This is a genomic window from Amycolatopsis sp. SB7-3, assembly GCF_041021335.1.
Taxonomy (GTDB): domain Bacteria; phylum Actinomycetota; class Actinomycetes; order Mycobacteriales; family Pseudonocardiaceae; genus Amycolatopsis; species Amycolatopsis japonica.
Genome location: NZ_JBFPJQ010000001.1, coordinates 3,262,461 through 3,281,909, shown reverse-complemented (window position 1 = coordinate 3,281,909; position 19,449 = coordinate 3,262,461). Strand labels below are relative to the sequence as shown.

The following is a 19,449-nucleotide window of genomic DNA, read 5'->3' as shown; positions in this document are numbered from 1 at the left end:
TCCGACAGGGCACGGCGCATAGGGCCGCCACGCGGGCATACGACACAATTGGGTCGTGCCGTCCGACACCACCGAGTCCAACGAGAGTCCCGGCGACGAGAAGCGGGTAGTCGCCGGGCGATATCGGTTGCGCTCGGTCATCGGATCAGGGTCGATGGGCACGGTCTGGTCGGCCTACGACGAGTTCCTGCACCGCCCCGTCGCGGTCAAGGAAGTCCGCCTCCCGCCCGGCGTCCCGGTGTCGCAGGCCGACGAACTGCGCGAACGGACCCTGCGCGAAGCCCGCGCGATCGCCGTCCTGAGCCACCCGAACGTGATCATCCTGCACGACGTCGCGCGCGAGAACGACGAACCGTTCGTGGTCATGGAGCTGCTGCCGTCGCGCAGCCTCGCGCACATCCTGCGCGACCACGGACCGCTGACGGTCGAGCAGACCGCGGCGGTCGGCATCGCGGTGGCGTCCGCGCTCGAAGCCGCGCACGCCGCCGGGATCACCCACCGTGACGTCAAACCGGGCAACGTCCTCGTCGCGGGTGACGGCCGGATCAAGCTCACGGACTTCGGCATCGCGCGCAACGTCTCCGAAGCCACCATGACCCGCACCGGGATGATGCTGGGCTCGCCCGCCTACATCGCGCCCGAGGTCGCTTCCGGCGGCGCCGTCGTCCCCGCCGCCGATCTGTGGGGTCTCGGCGCGACGCTGTTCGCCGCCATCGAGGGCTCGCCGCCGTACGACGCCGACGGCGACCCGCTCGAAACGGTCGGCAAGGTCGTCAACGGGAAGGTGCCGAAGCCCGGCCCCGGTCCGCTGGCCGACGTGATCGGCGCGCTCATGAAGAAGGAGCCGTCGAAGCGGATCACCCTGCGCGAGGTGCGGCGCCGCCTGTACCCGTTGCAGGCGAAGACGCTCATCGACCTGTTCCCCGCCGAGCTGTTCCACACGCCCGACGGCAAGAAGACCACCGCGCATCTCGACGCCACCGACACCCAGGTGATCAAGCCGGTCGCGCCGGAGAAGCCGGGCGAGGGCACGAGTTCCGAACTCGCCGCCGACCCCGGTCCGCTGCCGTTCCTCAACCAGCCCGCGCCGGCGCCTCCCGCCGAGCTCGCGCCGATGCCGACCGTCACGCCACCGCCGCCTCGGCGGCCCGGCCGGTCGACGGTGGGCACCGTGGTGCTGGCGCTCGCGTCGGTCGTCCTGTTCCTGCTGGCCGCGGGCGGCGGTTTCGTCCTGGCCAGGGCCGTCGGCGGGCAGGATCTGCGGCCGCCGGAGAAGCTGCAGCAAGGCGACACGATCATCACCCAGCCGCCGCCGAAGCTGATCACACAGCAGGGTGACGCGAGCACGGTGAACGGCCTCAAGGGCGGCCGGTTCAGCCTCGGCGTCCCGGAGGGCTGGCAGAAGTTCGTCGCGCCGCATATCACCAGGGGTGTGCCGAGCACGGTGGTCCAGTACGTCTCGCCCGACGGCCGCCAGGTCATCCGGGTCGAGCGGCTGAGCGGTTTCCTGGCCGAGAGCCCGCCGCCCGCCTACTTCAGCTGGCTGAGGAGCCAGCATCCGGAGATCGCCCCGATCGGCGGGCCCACCACCGTTCCGGGCCGGGGCGACGACAGCCAGCGGTACACCTACCGGACGACCGAGCGCGCCACCGGCAACCGGGACGCCGTGAACGAGAGCATCACGCGGACGACGTACATGGACCTGTTCAGCGGCGGCACGGATCTGTGGATCCTGTCGGTGACCTCGACGATCGAGCAGGAGAACTCAGCGAAGACCGGGATCTTCGAGCCGGTCGCCTTGTCGTTCATCGTCGACGGCTAGCCCGGCGAAGTACGCCTTCGACGCGCGCTGCTGCGCCAGCCTCCGCAGCACCGAGAGCAGCCTGTCGCCCAGAACCGTCTCCACGACGGCGATCTCGATGATCTGCTCCAGCGACTCGATCCCCGAGATCCCTTCGAGGTCCAGGTCGGCGGTCCGGTCGGCGATCTCGGCGTAGGCGTCGAGTTTCTCGAGATACCAGCCGTGCCCGACCTCGCGGATCGTGCACAGGACGCCGACCAGGGCCTGGATGACCAGGTCGTCTTCGTCCTTGCAGGGCCAGCCGCGGCGGTCGGCGAGGTCGCGGACCGTGGCGAGCGCCCATTCGCGGGCTTCGTCGTCGACGACCCGCTTCGACGTCGTGATGCCCTGCTGGGCGATACCGAGGACGTGGTGGGGGCTGGCCTCCCCGGCGTCGACCGTGGCGAGCACTTCGCCGACCGTCGCGAGCGAAAGGCCGCCGACGTCCATCAGCGCCCTGATCAGCTTGATCCGCTGCACGTGCCCGTCGTCGTACTTCGCCTGGTTCGGGCTGGTCCGCTCGCCCGGCGGAAGCAGCCCTTCCCGCAGGTAGTACTTGATCGTGGCGACCGGGATCCCGGCTTTTTCGCTCAGTTCGGCCATCCGCACGCGTGCGCTCTCCCATCTCGGGGACGGTTCCAGGGTCATCCCTGAAGACTTCTCAGGATGGATAGTTTAGCTTCCCATAACGGAGAGCTTGACTATCCATTCTGGGAGGGGCCCATGACCATCTTGACCGATCTCCGCGAGAGAACCCGCACCTGGCACCGGGGTTCGTATCGCTTCGCCCAGGCCTTCGCCGTGATCACCGTGCTGTGCGTCTTGGCCATGCTGATCGACCAGCGGACGCTGAACGGCGCGCCGCTCTGGGCGAAACCGTTCAAATTCGCCGTCTCCGCCACGCTGTACTTCTTCACCTGGAGCTGGCTCGTCTCCCTGCTGCCCAAGTTCCGGCGGACCGCGAGCTGGCTGGCGAACGTGCTCGTCGTGATCTTCGGCGCCGAGTACGCGCTCGTGATCTTCCAGGCCGCCCGCGTCCGCGCGAGCCACTTCAACAACGCGACGCCGCTCGACAACACGATCTTCCAGGTCATGGGCGGGATGATCGCCGTGCTCTGGGTGGTCAACCTCGTCCTGACGATCGCCGTCATGTTCACCCGGATCCCCGACCGCGCGACGGCGTGGGCGGCCCGGATCGGCGCGATCCTCGGCATGATCGGGATTTCGCTGGCGACGCTGATGAGCAGCCCCACCCCGGACCAGCAGGCCCTGCTCGACGCGACCGGCCAGTCCGCGATGATCGGCGCGCATACCGTCGGCCTCCCCGACGGCGGCCCCGGCCTGCCGATCCTCGGCTGGAGCACGGTCGGCGGCGATCTGCGGATCCCGCATTTCCTCGGCCTGCACGGCCTCCAGGCGCTTCCGCTGCTCGCGCTCGTCCTCGGCGTCCTGGCCGCGCGCTACCCGCGGCTTCGCGACGACGTCCTCCGGCTGCGGCTCGTGGTGATCGCCGGCGTCGGCTACGCGGGCCTGCTCGCGCTGCTCACCTGGCAAGCCCTGCGCGGCCAGTCGATCGTCTCCCCCGACGGCCAGACCCTCACCGCCTTCGCCCTCCTGATCGCGGGCGTCGCCTTTAGCGGGCTGATCGCGATCGGGCGGCCGGCGAAGGACAGGGAGCTGGAGGCCTCGCTGCGATGAGCGTCGAGACCCTGTTCACCTGGACCTTCCCGCTGGCGACGCCGTTCTGGCTGCTGATGATCTTCCTGCCGGGCTGGTCGTGGACCCGCCGGATCATGTCCTCGCCCTGGACGCCGCTGCTGCCGCTGATCCCGTACTTCGTGCTCGCGATCGCGCATTTCGGCGAGCTCTGGACGGCGGTCAGCAGGCCGGACCTCGGCGTGCTCGCCGCGTTCACCGGATCGCCGTACGGGGCGGCCACGATCTGGGCGCATCTGATCGCCTTCGACCTGTTCATCGCGCGCTGGATGTACCTCGAATCCCGCGAGCACCGGATCCATCCGCTGGTGACCGGGCCGATCCTGGCGCTCACGATCTTCCTGTCCCCGTTCGGGCTGGTGGCGTTCCTGCTCGTGCGAACCGTCCGGATACGCTCGTCGCATGAGTGAGAACGAGGTCGCGGCGGCCGCCGCCATCGCCGAACGCACCGGCGTCGAGAAGCACGACATCGCCGTCGTGCTCGGTTCGGGCTGGCGCCCGGCGGCGGACGTCATCGGGGAGCCCGAGGCGGAGATCCCGCTGGGCGAACTGCCCGGATTCGCCGCGCCGGGCGCGGTCGGGCACGGGGGAACCGTCCGGTCGGTCCGCGTCGGCGAGAAGCGCGCGCTGATCCTGCTGGGCCGCACGCATTTCTACGAGGGCAAGGGCATCGACCCGGTGGTGCACAACGTGCGCACCGCCGCGGCCGCCGGGGCCAAGACCGTGCTGCTGACCAACGCCGCGGGCGGCCTGCGTGAGGGCTTCCGCGTCGGGCAGCCGGTGCTGATCTCCGACCACCTGAACCTCACCGCGCGCTCGCCGATCGTCGGCGCGAACTTCGTCGACCTGACGGATCTGTACTCGAAGCGGCTGCGCGACATCGCGCGCGAAATCGACCCTTCGCTGGAGGAGGGCGTCTACGCGGGGCTCACCGGGCCGCATTTCGAGACGCCCGCGGAAATCCGCATGCTGCGGACGCTCGGCGCCGACCTCGTCGGCATGTCGACGGTGCTGGAGGCCATCGCCGCCCGCGCCGCCGGGGTCGAGGTGTTCGGGCTTTCGCTGGTGACCAACCTGGCGGCCGGGATGACCGGGGAACCGCTGAACCACGAAGAGGTCCTCGAGGCGGGCCGCCAGTCCGCCACCCGGATGGGCACCCTGCTGAAGGAACTCGTCTCCCGCGCCTGACAAGTGTCATGAAAGGGCCGTTCAGGACATTTTTCGTCCTGAACGGCCCTTTCATGACATCCGGGGCAGTACTCAGCCGGCGAACTCGGGAAGCCGCTGCGCGACCTCCGCGGGCGAAGGCATCGCGGCGACCTCGTCGGCGAGCCGACGCGCCGCGCCGTGGACGTCTTCGTCGGCGAGCAGCTTGCGCGCCTGCTCGAAGATGACGTCCTCGACGACTTCGGCACCGATCAGCTGCACGCCCACCCCGGCCGCGACGACGGCCTCGGCGTTCGTGAACTGATCCGCCCCCTGCGGCAGCACCAGCTGCGGCAGCCCGGCGCCGAAGGCACCCAGCGTCGTCCCGCTGCCGCCGTGGTGGACCACGAGATCGACATGCGGCAGGAGCTCGACCTGCGGCACCCACATCTCGACCTGGACATTGCCCGGGACTTCGCCCAGTGCCGCCGGATCCACCGTCGGGCCCGCCGCGACGACGACGTCCGCGTCGAGCCGCGCCAGCCCGCCGATGGCCCGCTTCAGCACGTCTTCGTCACCGAACGCCGTTCCGAGCGTGAGGTAGACGAGCGGGCGGCTCTTGTCCCGGCCCACCACGCCCACCGGGAGGTCACCCGGTTCGGCCCAGCCGACCGGACGCAGCGGGATCCGGTTCGCCCCGGCCAGGAATTCCGGCGATTGCACCGATTCCGGGCAGATGTCGACGACGGGATCACCGAAGGACCGCGGATCCAAATCCGGCAAACCGACTTCCGCGGTGAATTCCGCGAGGCGGCCGTAGATGACGTCCATGACGTCACCCGGCGAGAACCGGCCGAAACCGTGCCCGATCGCGGGAATCCCGGCGAGATGGGCGGCGATGGCACCGCCGGCGTTGCCGCTTTCGTAAACGACGAGATCCGGCCGGTGCCGTTCCAGCACCGGTGTGAGATCGGCGACGAATCGCCGGGGCAGCACATTTCCGAACACTTCGCCGATGACGGGATGGAACGACTCGGGCGGGGCGTCGGAGGCGTTGGGTTTGGGAGCGTCGGGCCCGGCGACCCGCTCGAACGCCTCCCGCATCCCGAATCCGGCGCTTTCCACTGCCAGACCGGCCTTTTCGACCACCGTCAGCATGTCGTCCCCGGTGGCGAAGACGACCTCGTGCCCGGCGTCGCGAGCGGCGACGGCGAGCGGTAGTAGGGGATAGAGATGACCATGACTCACCAGAGAAGTGAAGATCAATCGCACCCTCTCCAACGTACCCGTAGGCTGACTCGGTGACGACTTCCTTGACCTCGGAGCTCCGGGATCGGGCGTTCCGCTGGATCGCCGACGACCCGGACGACGATTCCCGCGTCGAGCTGCAGAACATCCTCGCGCGTGCGATGGGCGGCGAAGCCGGTGCGGCGGACGAACTCGCGGACCGCATGGCCGGACCGCTCGAATTCGGCACCGCCGGGCTGCGCGGCCCGGTGCGCGCGGGCCCCAATGGGATGAACGTCGCGGTCGTCACCCGGACGACGGCGGGGGTCGCGGCCTGGCTGACCGCACAAGGACATTCGGGCGGCGTCGTGGTGGTCGGCCGCGACGCGCGGCACGGTTCGGAGGCCTTCGCCAAGGCCGCCGCCGAGGTGCTGACGGCCGCCGGGTTCGCGGTGAAGACGCTGCCCGGCCCGCTGCCGACACCGGTGCTCGCGTTCGCCGTACTGGAACTCGGCGCGGTGGCGGGTATCCAGATCACCGCGTCGCACAATCCCCCGGCCGACAACGGTTACAAGCTTTACGACGCGACAGGCGGCCAGATCGTCCCGCCTTCGGACGGCCAGATCGAGCGCGCCATCGAAGCCGCTCCCCCGGCGATCAGCGTGCCGCGTGAGCCCGGCGCCGAAGTGCTGGGCGACGAACTCCGGGACGCATACCTCGCCAAGGTCGCGCTGCTGCCGCGCAGCCCGGAACGCGCGGTCAAGGTCGCCGCGACGGCGCTGCACGGCGTCGGCGCGGAGACTCTGCGTGCCGCTTTCGAGCGCGCCGGTTTCACCGAGCTGAGCCTGGTCGCCGAGCAGTCCACGCCGGATCCCGACTTCCCGACGGTCGCCTTCCCGAATCCGGAGGAACCGGGCGCGACGGATCTCTTGCTGGCACTGGCCTCCGAGGTCGGCGCCGACCTGGCGATCGCGCTCGACCCGGACGCCGATCGCTGCGCGCTGGGCGTGCGCGAGCGGGACGGTTCGTGGCGGATGCTGCGCGGGGACGAAACGGGCGGCCTGCTCGGCTGGCACGTTCTGTCCACTGTAGACAGTGCCGATCCACTGGTGGCCACGACGATCGTGTCGTCGTCGATGCTCGGCGAAGTCGCGAAGGAATTCGGGGCGCGCTACGCGGAGACCTTGACCGGGTTCAAATGGCTGGTCCGTGCCGGCGAAGGGCTCGTGTTCGCTTACGAAGAGGCGCTCGGCCTCTGCGTGAACCCGGATTTCGTGCGCGACAAGGACGGCATCTCCGCCGCCGTGCTCGCGGCGGGCTTGGCCGCCTCCCTGCGCGCGGCGGGCCGCGGGCCGCTGGACGTCCTCGACGAACTGGCCGTGAAGCACGGCGTGCACGTGACGGATCAGGTCTCGCTGCGGGTCACCGACCTGTCGGTGCGGGAACGCCTGATGGCGGGTCTGCGCGCCACTCCCCCGGCGTCGCTGGGCGGCACCGATGTCACGATGGAGGACCTCCTGCCCGACGCCGACGTCCTCCGCCTGACCGGCGAGGGACTGCGTGTCGTCATCAGGCCGTCCGGGACCGAGCCGAAACTGAAGGCGTACCTGCAGATCAAGGAGCCGGTCGCCGGCGATCTCGCCGAGGCGCGGGCCGCCGCGGACGCGCGGCTGGCGACGCTCCGGGCCGACATCGAGTCCCGGCTGGCCTGACATGCCGAAGCTGCTGATCGTCCACCACACGCCGTCGCCCTCGACGCAGGCGATGTTCGAAGCCGTGCTCTCCGGCGCGAACCATCCGGACATCGAGGGCATCGACGTCGTGCGCCGCGCGGCGCTGGGCGCGACCGTGCCCGACGTCCTGGACGCCGACGGCTATCTGCTCGGCACCCCGGCGAATCTGGGCTACATGTCCGGCGCGCTGAAGCATTTCTTCGACACCGTCTATTACCCGTGCCTGGATTCCACGCGGGGGCGGCCGTTCGGGTTCTTCGTGCACGGCAACAACGACACGTCCGGCACCGTGCGCGGGATCGAGGCCATCACGACCGGCCTCGGCTGGGAAAGCGCGGCCTCGCCGGTGCTCGTCACCGGCGAACCGGGCAAAGCGGATCTCGAGGCCTGTTTCGAATTGGGCGGCACCCTGGCCGCCACGCTCATGCCCTGACCCCCGCCCGCATTTCGTCCCCTGAATGCGATGAAAGTAAAGGGGCCTGTCACCGGAAGCCCTGGGGGTCGACCTCCGGCAACAGGCCTAGGCCAAGGGTTCGCCGTGATGGCGATCAACCTTGGCTGCCTCAGCGTACTACATCCGGCACGATCTTGTGCACCCACCGGGAAAAACGGCTCTCACTCCGGCGTCCGTACACCCCCAGGGCACGGATTCCGGAGCGAGAGACCGGACACGGCACGAAACCGCTTGACAACTGTAAACCACTGCATACATGCGCTGTCAACAGCTGCGGACAGGCTGTATCGCGTTACACTCCAACTACGGAACGGGACTACGGAACGGTTGGGGGGTCATGTCGCCGTATCAGACCTTCGCCCAGAAACTGACCGCGCTGATCGATTCGGCGCGCGCGGACGAAGGCGCCCCGCACAGCTATCGCGAGCTGTCCGCGGCCATCGACCGCGCCGGCGGGCCCACCATGTCGCCCGCGTACCTCCAGCAGCTCGCCACGGGCAAACGGGTCAACCCGAAGATCCACTACGTCGAAGCGCTGGCGAAACTCTTCGGGGTGCCGATCACGTACTTCTTCGACGAGCAGGAGCCCCAACCGGCCGGAGAGGCGACACTCATGGCCATGCGCGCGCAGGAACTGTCCCCGCAGGGCCGTCGCCAGGTGATGGACCTCCTGGAGCTCGTCGAACGCTACGAACGGGCCGAGCGCGAGCAGCCGGAAGAGAACCGATGAAGGAACGGGAACTCCGCAAACGCTGCCGCAAGATGCTGAACAAGCTCGACATCGAGCCGCCGCTCGACGTCGGCGTGCTCTGCGAACGGCTCGGCGAACAGCGCGGCAGGCCGATCCGCCTGATGCCGTATCCGCTGGAGGTCCCCGGCCCGTTCGGCTGCTGGATCGCCACCGGTTCGGCGGACTACATCTTCTTCCAGCAGGAGACCACGAAGTCCCACCAGGACCACATCATCCTGCACGAACTCGGGCATATGCTCGCCGATCACCATCCCGGCGGCGACGCCGAACCCGCCGACTTCCTGCGCGGCCCCGCCCCCGGCCTCGACGACGACGCGGTACACCGCGCTTTACGACGCACCTCCTACGATGAGGCGCACGAATGGGAAGCCGAGACCGTGGCGACCATCATCCTCGAATGGGCGTCGGTCTTGAACTACACGATTCCCCGTCGCGCCGACGACGATGACGTCCGCCGCGTCCAAGGCGCGCTGGGCGACCATCAAGGGTGGCTGTGACTCCACTGTTCTCCCCCATCAACGTCGTGGCGATGGTGCTGTTCGCGACCGCGCTCGCCTGGCGGATCTACCAGACCTACCGAGCACCCCGCCTGCTGCCGAACTGGGCGATCACGATCACGATCGTCTGCGTCGCGGGCTCCTTCCTCGCCCAGCAGAAGGTCATCGTCGGCTGGCTCGACGACCTGACCGGCAAGGGCACCGGCCGCCTGGTCAACAACGTCCTGCTCGCCATCGGCGTCTGCGCGCTGTTGATCGTGTTCCTGGGCTCCGCGCTGGGCCCGCGCCGGCCGGGGCGCGTCCTGTTCGAGCTGATCCCGTTGTCCGCCGCGATCGCGCTGATGCTGGTCGCCATGGCCGTCACCCCGCCGGAGGTACGGGGGCTGGCGCTGAGCCCGAAGCTCGTGCACGTGCCCGGGGTGGCGCTGTTCTACCTCGGCGCCGGGATCTACCTGATCTACGGCCTCGCCGCCTGCGCCTGGTGGATCTTCCGGTACATCCGCACCGCGGACCGCCATCTGAAGATCGGGCTGAAACTCAGCGCCGCCGGGCTGATCTGCCTTTCCGTCGGCAGTGTCTTCCGCGCGCTCTACATCGTGATCGCGTGGGCGTTCGGACCGTCGGTCCCGATTCTGCTCACCGTCGCCGTCCCGCTGGTGCTCCTCGGGATCGTGCTCTTCCTCGCCGGGATCACCTATCCCGGCGCCCGCGCGCGGTTCGCCGCGCTGCGACGGCGCCGTCAGCACCGGCGGCATCACGACGAACTCACCCCGTTGTGGACCGCGCTGGCCGGGATCTACCCGAACATCGTGCTCCGGACCACGCCGCAGGGCGCGTGGGAGCGGTGGCGCCCGCGCACGGTCCACCGCCGGTACTACCGCCGGGTGATCGAGATCCGGGACGGGCTCGTGCAGCTGAGCCCCTATCTGGAAACCGATCTGACCGCACTCGCCGCGGACGATCCGCACGCGGCGGCGGAAGCGCTCAAGCGGGCGATCGCCCGGCAGACCGCGGGCGAAGAGACCGACGGGCGCGCGAAACTCGTGCTCCCCGGTGGCGCCTCCGACATCGAATCCGACGTGCGGCCGTTGCTCGCGCTCTCCGCCGCCGTTTCCAGGAGCGACGCATGACGAAACAGCTTTTGCTGACGGCGAGCCGGATCCTGCCGCGTCCGAGCACGCCGGTCGAAGACGGCGCCGTGCTCGTCGAGGGTGACCGCATCCTCGCGGCGGGCCCGCGCGCCGAGGTCGCGGCACAGGCATCGCCGGAGGCCGAGAAACTCGACTTCCCCGGCGCGACCCTGTTGCCCGGTCTGTTCAACGCCCACGTGCACCTGGCGTTCGACGCCACGCGCGAGATGCTGCCGAACTTCCTGGCGAGCGACGACGAAGCCCTGCGCGCGGGCGCCAAGGATCGCCTGGGGCAACTGCTGCGCAGCGGCGTCACGACGGTGCGGGATCTCGGCGATCGCGGCGCTTTGGGCGCGCGGGTCCGCGCGGAACTCGAAGGCGCGGCCGCACCGCGCCTGCTGACCGCCGGATCGCCGCTGACCGTCCTCAATGGACATTGCCATTTCTTCGGCGGCGAGGTCGACGGCGACGACGCGATCCGCGCCCTGATCGACGCGAACGCGGCCGCCGGCGCGGACGTGATCAAGGTGATGGCCAGCGGCGGCCAGATCACCGAGGGCGGTGCGGAGATGTGGGAGTCCCAGTTCGACGTCCGGGCGCTGCGCCTGATCGTCGAGCACGCGGGGCGCCACGGGCTCCCGGTCGCGGCGCACGCCCACGGCGCCGACGCGATCGAGGCGTCGGTCGAGGCGGGCGTGGCGACGATCGAGCACTGCACCTGGATGACCGGACCGCAGCGGCAGGACCGGCGCGAAGGTGTCGCCAAGCGGATGGCCGCCGAGGGCATCGCGGCCTGTTCGACCAGCAGCCGCAACTGGCGGATGCTCGCCGAGCGCATGGGCGAGGAGCTCGCGAAGACCGTCTACGGCAGGCTCTCCTGGCTGGAGGAGCTGGGTGTTCCGCTCCTCGCGGGCACGGACGCCGGATTGCCCGGTTCGGTCTTCGACGACCCCGTCGGCGCCCTCGAACTCTACGAATGGCTCGGTTTCGGCAGGCGCCGGATCCTCGAGATCGCGACCGAGGACTCCGCCGCCGCGCTCGGCCTCGGCGACGTCACCGGACGGCTCGCGCCCGGGCTGAGCGCCGATGTCCTGGCGGTCGACGGAGATCCGCTCGCCGATCTTTCCGCCCTGCGGAACCTCCGCCTGGTGCTTTCGCGCGGCGTGCGGGCCTGATTCCCGGAAGTGGGACGCCAGTTTGGTGACAGTGTTTTAAAACAGTGTTATGGTTTGCTCATGGAAGGACCGATCAAACTCTTCACCGTCATCGCCCTCGTTTCGCTGCCGACGGTGATGTACGGCGGCTACGCCCTGATGGGTGTCCTGCGCGACAAGAAGCTGACCGAACACCAGCGCGGGATGTTCCGCGCCGGCCACGCGCACGCCGGCGTCCTGCTGGTCCTCGCGCTGGTCGCGCTGCAGATCCTCGGGCAGACCGGGCTCCCGGACACCGCGCGGTGGATCGTCTGCTTCCTGCTGCTGTTCGGCGTGCTCGCCCAGTCCGGCGGCTTCTTCCTGCACCTGGCACCGGGCAAGGGCAAGCTCGGCGGGCGGGTCACCAGCGCCGGGGCGGTCCTGCTCGGGGCGGCGATCCTGACCACCGCGTACGGCGTGGCCTTCCCCTGACAAAAGCGCTGGCAACGGCTCGTTAAGCTTGTTGACGTGCCTGAATACCTGCCGACAGCCCCCGCCAAGGGGACCCGCGACTTCCTGCCCGCCGAGATGTCCGTCCGGACGCAGGTGTTCGGCCATCTCTACGACGTGCTCGAACTGCGGGGTTTCCTCCGCTACGACGGGCCGATCCTCGAACCCGCCGAGATCTACGAGCGGAAGTCCGGGCAGGAGATCGCCGACCAGCAGCTGTACACGCTGACCACCAAGGGCGGCGAGCGGCTGGCGCTGCGCCCGGAGATGACGCCGTCGGTCGCCAGGATGATCGCGGGCAACGCCAAATCGCTGCAGTTCCCGGTGCGCTGGTACAGCCACCCGAACTGCCACCGCTACGAGCGGCCGCAGCGTGGGCGGGTCCGTGAGCACTGGCAGATCAACGCGGACATCTTCGGTTCGGACAGCGCGAACTGCGAGATCGAGATCTTCGAGCTGGTCCACGACATGATGAGCGCGCTCGGGGCGACCCCGGACATGTTCCAGGTGCGGGCCAACGACCGGAACCTGCTCTCGTCGGCGCTCACCGACATCGTCGGTGTGACCGCGGAGCAGTTGCCGCAGGTGTTCACCCTGGTGGACCGCTGGGAGAAGTCGGACCGCACGAAGCTGAGCGACACCGCGACCGAGATCGGGTTGACCGACAAGCAGTTCGAGAAGCTGACCGAGACCCTGTCCTCGGGCGCGGCCCTGCTCGACGAACTGCCGGAGCAGGTCAAGGAGAACTCGAACCTGGTCAAGGTGCTGAACAGCGGCGCCGCGGACCTCATCACGTTCGATCCGATGATCGTGCGCGGGCTCGCGTACTACACGTCGACCGTGTTCGAGGTCTTCGACACCTCGCCGGAGAACCGTCGCGCCCTCTTCGGCGGCGGCCGGTACAGCGACCTGGCGTCGTTGTTCACGTCGCAGCAGATCCCCGGGATCGGCTTCGGCATGGGCGACGTCACGCTGATCGACTTCCTCGACACGCACGGCCTCACCCCGAAGCCGCGCAGCGAGGTCGACGTCGTCGTGATCCCGGTGACCGAAGAGCTCACCGACGCCTCGCGCGAGGTCGCCGGACGGCTCCGCAAGGCCGGTCTGCGCACGTCCACGCCCGTCGAACTCCGCAAACTGGGCAAGGAGCTCACCCGGGCGGACAAGGCCGGGGCGCGGGCCGTGGTGATCGTGGGCCAGGAGGACTGGGACGCCGGGAACGTGACGGTGCGCGGTCTCGCGACCCGCGAACAGCAGACCGTGGCCCTCGACGGCGTGGTCGACGCGGTCAACTCCTCGCTCTGACAACGAAAAAGCCGGCGCCCTAGATCGGGGCGCCGGCTTTTTTTCGTGTTCAGCGGGACAGCGTCCGCATGGACGCTTCGGGGTACCGCTCCCCCGCGACCGCGTCGGCCGGGACCGCCGCCTCGATCGCGGCGACGTCCTCGGCCGTCAGCTTCAGGCCGACGGACGCGACGTTCTCTTCGAGGTACTTGCGGCGCTTGGTGCCCGGGATCGGCACGACGTCGTCGCCCTGCGCCTGCACCCACGCGAGCGCGAGCTGACCGGCGGTGACGCCCTTCTGCTCGGCCAGCGCGCGCAGCGCCTCGACGATCGCCAGGTTCCGCTCCAGGTTGCCCTCGGCGAACCGCGGCTGGGTCGTCTGACGGAAGTCACCGTCCGCGAAGTCCTCTCTGGACTTGAAGCGACCGGTGAGGAAACCACGGCCCAGCGGGGAATACGGCACCAGCCCGATGCCGAGTTCACGGCAGACCGGGACGACCTCGTCCTCGATGTCGCGCGACCACAGCGACCATTCCGTCTGCACGGCCGTCACCGGATGCACGGCGTGCGCCCGCCGGATCGTCTCCGGACCGGCCTCGGACAACCCGATGTGCCGGATCTTCCCCTGCTCGACCAGTGAGGACAGCGCACCCGCGGTCTCCTCGATCGGCACCTCCGGGTCGACGCGGTGCTGGTAGTAGAGGTCGATGTGGTCGACGTCCAGCCTGCGCAGCGAAGCCTCGACCTGTTGGCGCACATAGAATTCGTCGCCGCGGATGCCACGCTTCGAGGGGTCCGCCTCGTCGCGCACGATGCCGAACTTGGTCGCCAGCACGACCTGGTCGCGCTTGCCGGCGAGGGCGCGGCCGACCAGTTCCTCGTTGCGGCCGAAGCCGTACATGTCGGCGGTGTCGATCAGGGTGACACCCAGTTCGATCGCGCGGTGGATCGTCGCGATGGATTCGGTGTCGTCACCTTGGCCGTAGAACTCGCTCATGCCCATGCAGCCGAGCCCTTGCGCGCCGACTTCCAGCGTGCCGAGCCTGCGGGTGGGCAGGGTGGAACCCGTCATGATTTCTTCTCGCACTTCTCTCGGGTTATTTGCCGGCCGCGCGGGCGAGCCGCTCCGGGTAGCGCTCACCGGCGATCGCCTCGACGGGCGCGGCCTTTTCGATGGCTTCGATGTCCACTTCGGACAGTTCCAGGTCCGCGGCGGCGGTGTTCTCTTCGAGGTACTTGCGGCGCTTCGTACCCGGGATCGGGACGACGTCGTCGCCCTGCGCCTGCACCCAGGCGAGCGCGAGCTGTCCGGCGGTGACGCCCTTCTGCTCGGCCAGCGCGCGCAGCGCCTCGACGATGGCCATGTTGCGCTCGAAGTTGCCCTCGGCGAACCGGGGCAGCCCTCGGCGCATGTCGTCCTCCGGAAGATCCTTCACCGACGTCACGCTGCCGGTGAGGAAACCGCGGCCGAGCGGCGAGAACGGCACGATACCGACGCCAAGCTCACGCGCGGTCGAAAGGATCTCGCCCTCGATGCCACGCGTCCACAGCGACCACTCGCTCTGCAGCGCGGTCACCGGGTGGACGGCGTGCGCGCGACGGATGGTCTCGGCACTGGCCTCGGAAATCCCGGCGAAGCGGATCTTGCCTTCCTGGACCAGCTCCGCGAGCGCGCCCCAGGTCTCCTCGACCGGCGTGTCCGGGTCGACGCGGTGCTGGTAGTAGAGGTCGATGTGGTCGACGTTCAACCGGCGAAGGGACTCTTCGCAGCTCTGCTTGACGTACGCCGCGTCGCCGCGGGCGGACATCCCGCCGTCCTTGTCCCAGACGATGCCGAACTTGGTCGCCAGCACGACCTGGTCCCGTTTGCCCGCGATCGCGCGGCCGACCAGCTCCTCGTTCGCTCCCGCACCGTAGACGTCCGCGGTGTCGAGCAGGGTCACGCCCAGTTCGAGGGCGCGGTGGACGGTGGCGATCGACTCCGTGTCGTCGTCGCGGACACCGTAGGCCTGGCTCATCCCCATGCAGCCGAGCCCCTGGGCCCCGACTTCCAGACCGCCGAGCCTCCTGGTGCTGATCACGCTGAAATTCCCTCCACGGTGGCTCCGGTGCCGAGCACCTTGCGTTCCACCTGGTCGTAGTGGTCGATCTTGTAGTCGAGGATGTCGAGGCAGGCCTGCAGCTCGGCGATCCTCTCGGCGACGGAGGCGCGCTGGTCGACGAGGATCGACTTGCGCCGCCCCGCGCTCGCCGCCCCGTGGTGACGCAGGGAGGCGTACTCCCGCATCCGCTTGATGGGCATGCCGGTCAGGCGCAGTTTGGTCAGGAACCCCAGCCATCCGAGGTCGTCGTCGGTGTAGGCGCGCCGGCCCGCGGCGTCCCGCGCCGGGGGCTCGACGAGTTTGATGCGCTCGTAGTACCGGAGAGTGTCGATGGACAGTCCGCTACGTCGCGCGGCTTCCGCTATCGAGTAGCTCATGTCGACGACAGTACGACCTGGAGTGCGCTCCAGGTCAACTCCGAATCCGAGCGATTGATAACAGCGTTGCGTTACGCTGGGCTCATGCCCCGCCCCAGGACGCACGACGAGAACCTCCGGCTGAAACTGCTGGACCGCGCCGGTGAGCTCATCTCGGCCGACGGCCCGAAGGCGCTCAGCCTCCGCAAACTGGCCGCCGACGTCGGCACGTCCACCACCGCGGTCTACTCGCTCTTCGGCGGGAAGACGGATCTCGTCAGCGCGCTCTTCACCGAGGGCTTCCGCCGGTTCGGACGGCGGATGGCGGGGGTCACGCTGAGCGGTGACCCGGTCGAGGACCTGGTGCGGCTGGGCGTCGCGTACCGGGAAAGCGCGCTGGCCGACCCGCACCTCTACGCGATCATGTTCACGAAGTCCGTGCCGGGTTTCGAGCCGGCGGACGAAACGGCGGGCCAGGCGCGCGCCACGATGGCGCCGCTCGAGGAGACGATCCGCAAGGCCGTCGCCGACGGCGCGTTCCTCGACGTGCCGCCCGCGGTCATCGCCGTGAGCTGCTGGGGCATCGTGCACGGGCTCGTGTCGCTGGAGCTGAACGGGAACCTGCCGGACGAGTTCACCGTGAGCGCGGCTTACGAGGCCGCGCTGCGGGCGAACGCCTCGGGCTGGCTGCGTCGCGTTTAGCCCGCTAAACGCGATCCGCCGGCGGGGACCTGCTGCGGCATGCCGTGAAGGCCTCCTTGCCTACCTTCAGGGTAGGCAAGGAGGCCTTCACTACCTCGGCGGTCGGTACCGGATCGCGTTTAGCCTGCTAAACGCGCTCTGCCACTGGCGCCATCCCCAGCCCACGCGCGTGAAGGCCTCCTTCCCTCGGCTGAGCCGAGGGAAGGAGGCCTTCACGCGCACCCCACCCAAGCCCCAAAGCAACGCATCGCGTTTAGCGGGCTAAACGCGATCCGGGCACTCAGTTCAGCGGAAGGCTGCCTTCGTGGAGCGTCTTCCCCTCGGCATCGAGGACGACGACGCCCACCTGCGCGTTCGGGTCCATCGCTCCCGCGAGCTCCGGCCGCCAGACCGCGAAGGTCCCGTCGGTGACCGTCGCGTCGACCTTCTTACCCGCCCCGAAGTCGAGCTTCACCGTGGTCGCGGTCCGCGGGACGACCCCGATGAACGGGGTCTGCGCGTTGCCCGACCCGCCCTGTTCGGCGGCGCCGAGCGTTTCGGTCGACAGTTTGCGCACCGGTGGCCGCTCGGCCGCCAGGTCGGCGAAGACGCGGTAGTACTCGCTCGTTCCGTCGCGGTAGCCACGCCCGCCTTGGCAGACGGCCACCCTGTCGCCGAGCCGCGCGGTCACCACCTTGACGCCGTTGCCTTCGAGCAGCGTTCCGATCTCGTACACGTCCTCGTCCGGCAATGGTTCCGACGCTCCGGCGACGCAGGTCTTGAAGAACTCCCCCGCCGGCGTGTCCCGGATCGGCACCACCGGCGGGATGCGATCGATATCCGTCACGACCGGCTCGGGCGCGGGCAGGAGGACGTGTGGCGCGTCGGTGACGGCGTCGTTCGAGTCCCCGGTGTACGGCCCGACCGAGTACGTCGTCGACGAAGGCTTGGACTGTGAGATCTCCACGAACAGGTTCCCGGGCCGGAACACGCGCACCTCGGTCGAGCCCGCCGTGTCGGCGGTCCGGCCGGAGAGTTTCATCTTGTCCCAGCCGGGGTCGGCCACCCCCGCGACCGTCCCGGCGCGGGTCATCAGCAGCGCGGCGGCCTTGGTCCCCGCCGAGTACGACGGGGAGGCGTCCGGGTCGGACACCGTCACGGTGATCGCCGTGGTTTCGCAGAAGAAGACCTTGTCGCCCGCGCGCACCGCGACGACCGTGATGGACGTCCAGGCGGAAGCGGTGGTGAACTGCGGCACCCACTCGTCACGGGCCGGGAAGCTCGCCGCCCTCCCCTTCTTCTCGATCGCCGCCCAGCACCGGTCCATCGCCGCCACGGCCTTCGGCCAGTCGAGGGAGAAGTCAGGATTCGCGACGACGGGTCCCTGCCCGTCCGGCTCCCGGATGACCACGGTCGCGACCAGCGCACCCGCGAGCACCAGGACGACGGCGGCGGCCGCGGCGACGATCGGCCACCGCCGCCGCGCGGGTTTTCCCATTCCCTCCCGCAGGGCCATCCGCAGGTTGTCCAGCACTTCCGGAGGGAGTTCACGCCTGCCCGGCAGGCCGAGATCGTCGGTCATTTCTCCTCCAGGGCGGCCCGCAGCTGGGCGCGGGCCCGCGAGATGTGGGCGCGAACGGTCACCTCGGCGACGCCGAGCAGTTCGGCGGCGTCCGGCACGGAGAGATCGCCGAGCAGGCAGAGTTCGACGGCTTGTCGTTGCGACTTCGGCAGTTTCGCGACCAAGGCGAGCACCTGCCGGAGACGGTCTTCGCCGTCGAGCTGATCGACGACGGTGTCGGCGTGGTCGGACACCGACCGCGGTTCCGGCAGCCGCCGGACGAGCCGCAGCCGCCGCCCGGCACCGCGGTGTTCGGTGCGCGCGAGGTTGCCCACGACGGTGTACAGCCAGGGCAGCGCGCTGTCGCGGATGAGCGTGATGTCCGCCCTGCGCCGCCAGGCGGTGAGAAAGGCCGCCGACGTCAGGTCTTCGGCCGACGCCCACGACCCCGTCAGCCGGTAGGCGTGGTTCCACACCGACTGGACATGCCGTTCGAACAGCTCGGTGAAGGCCCCGTGATCACCGCCCGCGGCCGTCCGCCACAGCTCCGTGTCGCTCCTGTCGGAAGGAGGTTCGCGTGAGTCCACCGGTACCCCCACCGTTCCGGTCACTGTCCTGGTCACACCTGTCAGTGACCGGCGACGGCGGAGATGTTGCGAATCGCGTTTAGCCCGCTAAACGCGATCCGGGGTCAGACGGCGCCGTACTGCCGGTCCCCCGCGTCCCCGAGGCCCGGCACGATGAACCCGGAATCGTTCAGCCGCTCGTCGATGCTCGCGGTCACCACCCGCAGCGGCAGCCCGGTCTTCTCCAGATGCTCGATGCCCTCGGGCGCCGCCAGCGCGCAGATCGCCGTGACATCGGTGGCGCCGCGGTCGGTGAGCAGCCGGATCGTGTACTCCATCGACCCACCGGTCGCCAGCATCGGGTCGAGCACCATCACCGGCCGGTCGGCGAGCGATTCGGGCAGCGATTCGAGGTACGGCGTCGGCTTGAGCGTCTCCTCGTCGCGGGCGAGGCCGACGAAACCCATCTGGGCGTCGGGGATCAGCTTGTGCGCCTGATCCGCCATCCCGAGCCCGGCCCGCAGCACCGGCACGAGCAGCGGCGGGCTCGCCAGCGCATAGCCGTCGGTGCGCGCCACGGGCGTGTGGATCCGCTCGATCCGCACCGGCATGTCGCGCGTGGCTTCGTAGACCAGCATGACGGTCAGTTCGTGCAGCGCCGCGCGGAAGGCGGCGCTGTCGGTGCGTGCGTCGCGCATGGTGGAGAGCCTGGCCTTGGCCAGCGGGTGATCAACGACGTGCACATCCATGCCGGTCAATTTA

21 protein-coding genes are annotated in these 19,449 nt (G+C 69.4%); 13 read left to right on the top strand and 8 right to left on the bottom strand.

All coding sequences use genetic code 11. The annotated features are described in order from the left end of the window. Positions 1–55: 55 nt before the first annotated feature. On the top strand, positions 56–1,822 hold the full coding sequence (locus tag AB8M46_RS16245; protein WP_394360617.1) for a serine/threonine-protein kinase: 1,767 nt from the start codon (positions 56–58) through the stop codon (positions 1,820–1,822). Here the strand turns inward: AB8M46_RS16245 and AB8M46_RS16240 are convergent. Continuing rightward, positions 1,766–2,488, bottom strand: coding sequence for a MerR family transcriptional regulator (locus AB8M46_RS16240; protein ID WP_394360616.1), 723 nt, complete (start codon positions 2,486–2,488; stop codon positions 1,766–1,768). The two genes, AB8M46_RS16245 and AB8M46_RS16240, sit on opposite strands and share 57 nt — an antisense overlap. Before the next feature lie 75 nt (positions 2,489–2,563). On the opposite strand from AB8M46_RS16240, the gene AB8M46_RS16235 reads away from it, so the two are divergent. From AB8M46_RS16235 to AB8M46_RS16225, 3 genes are read left to right on the top strand one after another with little or no spacing between them, the layout of a single operon-like run. Beyond that, positions 2,564–3,538, top strand: coding sequence for a hypothetical protein (locus AB8M46_RS16235; protein ID WP_394360615.1), 975 nt, complete (start codon positions 2,564–2,566; stop codon positions 3,536–3,538). After that, complete coding sequence (locus tag AB8M46_RS16230; RefSeq protein WP_350597188.1) at positions 3,535–3,966, top strand: ABA4-like family protein; 432 nt, start codon at positions 3,535–3,537, stop codon at positions 3,964–3,966. The genes AB8M46_RS16235 and AB8M46_RS16230 overlap by 4 nt, the downstream gene beginning before the upstream one ends. Further along, complete coding sequence (locus AB8M46_RS16225) at positions 3,959–4,744, top strand: purine-nucleoside phosphorylase (protein ID WP_037332359.1); 786 nt, start codon at positions 3,959–3,961, stop codon at positions 4,742–4,744. The genes AB8M46_RS16230 and AB8M46_RS16225 overlap by 8 nt, the downstream gene beginning before the upstream one ends. A gap of 72 nt (positions 4,745–4,816) precedes the next feature. Here AB8M46_RS16225 and AB8M46_RS16220 read toward each other — a convergent pair whose 3' ends face one another. Next, positions 4,817–5,974, bottom strand: coding sequence for a glycosyltransferase (locus AB8M46_RS16220; RefSeq protein ID WP_394360614.1), 1,158 nt, complete (start codon positions 5,972–5,974; stop codon positions 4,817–4,819). A 29-nt stretch (positions 5,975–6,003) separates the two neighbouring features. On the opposite strand from AB8M46_RS16220, the gene AB8M46_RS16215 reads away from it, so the two are divergent. From AB8M46_RS16215 to hisS, 8 genes are all read left to right on the top strand, one after another. Continuing rightward, a complete protein-coding gene (locus AB8M46_RS16215; protein WP_394360613.1) occupies positions 6,004–7,641 on the top strand; it encodes a phospho-sugar mutase in 1,638 nt (545 codons plus the stop codon). A gap of 1 nt (position 7,642) precedes the next feature. Continuing rightward, positions 7,643–8,095 (top strand): flavodoxin family protein, encoded by a 453-nt coding sequence (locus AB8M46_RS16210; protein ID WP_394360612.1) that lies wholly within the window; start codon positions 7,643–7,645, stop codon positions 8,093–8,095. A gap of 358 nt (positions 8,096–8,453) precedes the next feature. After that, positions 8,454–8,846, top strand: a complete 393-nt coding sequence (locus AB8M46_RS16205; RefSeq protein ID WP_125732375.1) for a helix-turn-helix domain-containing protein — start codon at positions 8,454–8,456, stop codon at positions 8,844–8,846. Beyond that, positions 8,843–9,364, top strand: coding sequence for a hypothetical protein (locus AB8M46_RS16200; protein ID WP_037332365.1), 522 nt, complete (start codon positions 8,843–8,845; stop codon positions 9,362–9,364). Before AB8M46_RS16205 ends, AB8M46_RS16200 begins: the two co-directional genes overlap by 4 nt. Then, complete coding sequence (locus AB8M46_RS16195; protein WP_394360898.1) at positions 9,361–10,494, top strand: MAB_1171c family putative transporter; 1,134 nt, start codon at positions 9,361–9,363, stop codon at positions 10,492–10,494. The genes AB8M46_RS16200 and AB8M46_RS16195 overlap by 4 nt, the downstream gene beginning before the upstream one ends. After that, positions 10,491–11,669 (top strand): amidohydrolase family protein, encoded by a 1,179-nt coding sequence (locus AB8M46_RS16190; RefSeq protein WP_394360611.1) that lies wholly within the window; start codon positions 10,491–10,493, stop codon positions 11,667–11,669. The genes AB8M46_RS16195 and AB8M46_RS16190 overlap by 4 nt, the downstream gene beginning before the upstream one ends. Before the next feature lie 60 nt (positions 11,670–11,729). Beyond that, positions 11,730–12,119, top strand: a complete 390-nt coding sequence (locus AB8M46_RS16185) for a hypothetical protein (protein WP_037332369.1) — start codon at positions 11,730–11,732, stop codon at positions 12,117–12,119. Between the two features lie 36 nt (positions 12,120–12,155). Next, the gene (gene hisS / locus AB8M46_RS16180) at positions 12,156–13,442 is read left to right on the top strand and encodes a histidine--tRNA ligase (RefSeq protein WP_394360610.1); all 1,287 of its coding nucleotides are present in this window, start codon (positions 12,156–12,158) and stop codon (positions 13,440–13,442) included. A 49-nt stretch (positions 13,443–13,491) separates the two neighbouring features. Here the strand turns inward: hisS and AB8M46_RS16175 are convergent, their stop codons facing one another. Genes AB8M46_RS16175 through AB8M46_RS16165 form a run of 3 tightly spaced genes read right to left on the bottom strand, consistent with a single transcriptional unit; the run spans position 13,492 to position 15,900 of the window. Next, positions 13,492–14,493, bottom strand: a complete 1,002-nt coding sequence (locus tag AB8M46_RS16175; RefSeq protein WP_394360609.1) for an aldo/keto reductase — start codon at positions 14,491–14,493, stop codon at positions 13,492–13,494. 25 nt (positions 14,494–14,518) lie between these two features. Then, entirely contained in the window at positions 14,519–15,502 is a 984-nt protein-coding gene (locus AB8M46_RS16170) for an aldo/keto reductase (protein ID WP_394360608.1), read from the bottom strand. Further along, entirely contained in the window at positions 15,499–15,900 is a 402-nt protein-coding gene (locus AB8M46_RS16165; RefSeq protein WP_037332376.1) for a MerR family transcriptional regulator, read from the bottom strand. Before AB8M46_RS16165 ends, AB8M46_RS16170 begins: the two co-directional genes overlap by 4 nt. Positions 15,901–15,984: 84 nt before the next feature. Between AB8M46_RS16165 and AB8M46_RS16160 the strand changes: the two genes are divergently transcribed. Next, the gene (locus AB8M46_RS16160) at positions 15,985–16,581 is read left to right on the top strand and encodes a TetR/AcrR family transcriptional regulator (RefSeq protein WP_394360607.1); all 597 of its coding nucleotides are present in this window, start codon (positions 15,985–15,987) and stop codon (positions 16,579–16,581) included. 280 nt (positions 16,582–16,861) lie between these two features. Here AB8M46_RS16160 and AB8M46_RS16155 read toward each other — a convergent pair whose 3' ends face one another. From AB8M46_RS16155 to upp, 3 genes are all read right to left on the bottom strand, one after another. Next, positions 16,862–18,142, bottom strand: coding sequence for a hypothetical protein (locus AB8M46_RS16155; RefSeq protein WP_394360606.1), 1,281 nt, complete (start codon positions 18,140–18,142; stop codon positions 16,862–16,864). After that, positions 18,139–18,732, bottom strand: a complete 594-nt coding sequence (locus AB8M46_RS16150; RefSeq protein ID WP_394360605.1) for an RNA polymerase sigma factor — start codon at positions 18,730–18,732, stop codon at positions 18,139–18,141. Before AB8M46_RS16150 ends, AB8M46_RS16155 begins: the two co-directional genes overlap by 4 nt. Positions 18,733–18,812: 80 nt before the next feature. Continuing rightward, complete coding sequence (upp, locus tag AB8M46_RS16145) at positions 18,813–19,436, bottom strand: uracil phosphoribosyltransferase (RefSeq protein WP_037332384.1); 624 nt, start codon at positions 19,434–19,436, stop codon at positions 18,813–18,815. Positions 19,437–19,449 lie beyond the last annotated feature (13 nt).

Coding starts and splice junctions, on each gene's coding strand:
- AB8M46_RS16240 (WP_394360616.1), bottom strand. CDS start 2,488: ATGACCCTGGAACCGTCCCCGAGATGGGAGAGCGCACGCGTGCGGATG.
- AB8M46_RS16235 (WP_394360615.1), top strand. CDS start 2,564: ATGACCATCTTGACCGATCTCCGCGAGAGAACCCGCACCTGGCACCGG.
- AB8M46_RS16230 (WP_350597188.1), top strand. CDS start 3,535: ATGAGCGTCGAGACCCTGTTCACCTGGACCTTCCCGCTGGCGACGCCG.
- AB8M46_RS16225 (WP_037332359.1), top strand. CDS start 3,959: ATGAGTGAGAACGAGGTCGCGGCGGCCGCCGCCATCGCCGAACGCACC.
- AB8M46_RS16210 (WP_394360612.1), top strand. CDS start 7,643: ATGCCGAAGCTGCTGATCGTCCACCACACGCCGTCGCCCTCGACGCAG.
- AB8M46_RS16205 (WP_125732375.1), top strand. CDS start 8,454: ATGTCGCCGTATCAGACCTTCGCCCAGAAACTGACCGCGCTGATCGAT.
- AB8M46_RS16200 (WP_037332365.1), top strand. CDS start 8,843: ATGAAGGAACGGGAACTCCGCAAACGCTGCCGCAAGATGCTGAACAAG.
- AB8M46_RS16190 (WP_394360611.1), top strand. CDS start 10,491: ATGACGAAACAGCTTTTGCTGACGGCGAGCCGGATCCTGCCGCGTCCG.
- AB8M46_RS16185 (WP_037332369.1), top strand. CDS start 11,730: ATGGAAGGACCGATCAAACTCTTCACCGTCATCGCCCTCGTTTCGCTG.
- AB8M46_RS16175 (WP_394360609.1), bottom strand. CDS start 14,493: ATGACGGGTTCCACCCTGCCCACCCGCAGGCTCGGCACGCTGGAAGTC.
- AB8M46_RS16165 (WP_037332376.1), bottom strand. CDS start 15,900: ATGAGCTACTCGATAGCGGAAGCCGCGCGACGTAGCGGACTGTCCATC.
- AB8M46_RS16160 (WP_394360607.1), top strand. CDS start 15,985: ATGCCCCGCCCCAGGACGCACGACGAGAACCTCCGGCTGAAACTGCTG.
- AB8M46_RS16155 (WP_394360606.1), bottom strand. CDS start 18,142: ATGACCGACGATCTCGGCCTGCCGGGCAGGCGTGAACTCCCTCCGGAA.
- upp (WP_037332384.1), bottom strand. CDS start 19,436: ATGGATGTGCACGTCGTTGATCACCCGCTGGCCAAGGCCAGGCTCTCC.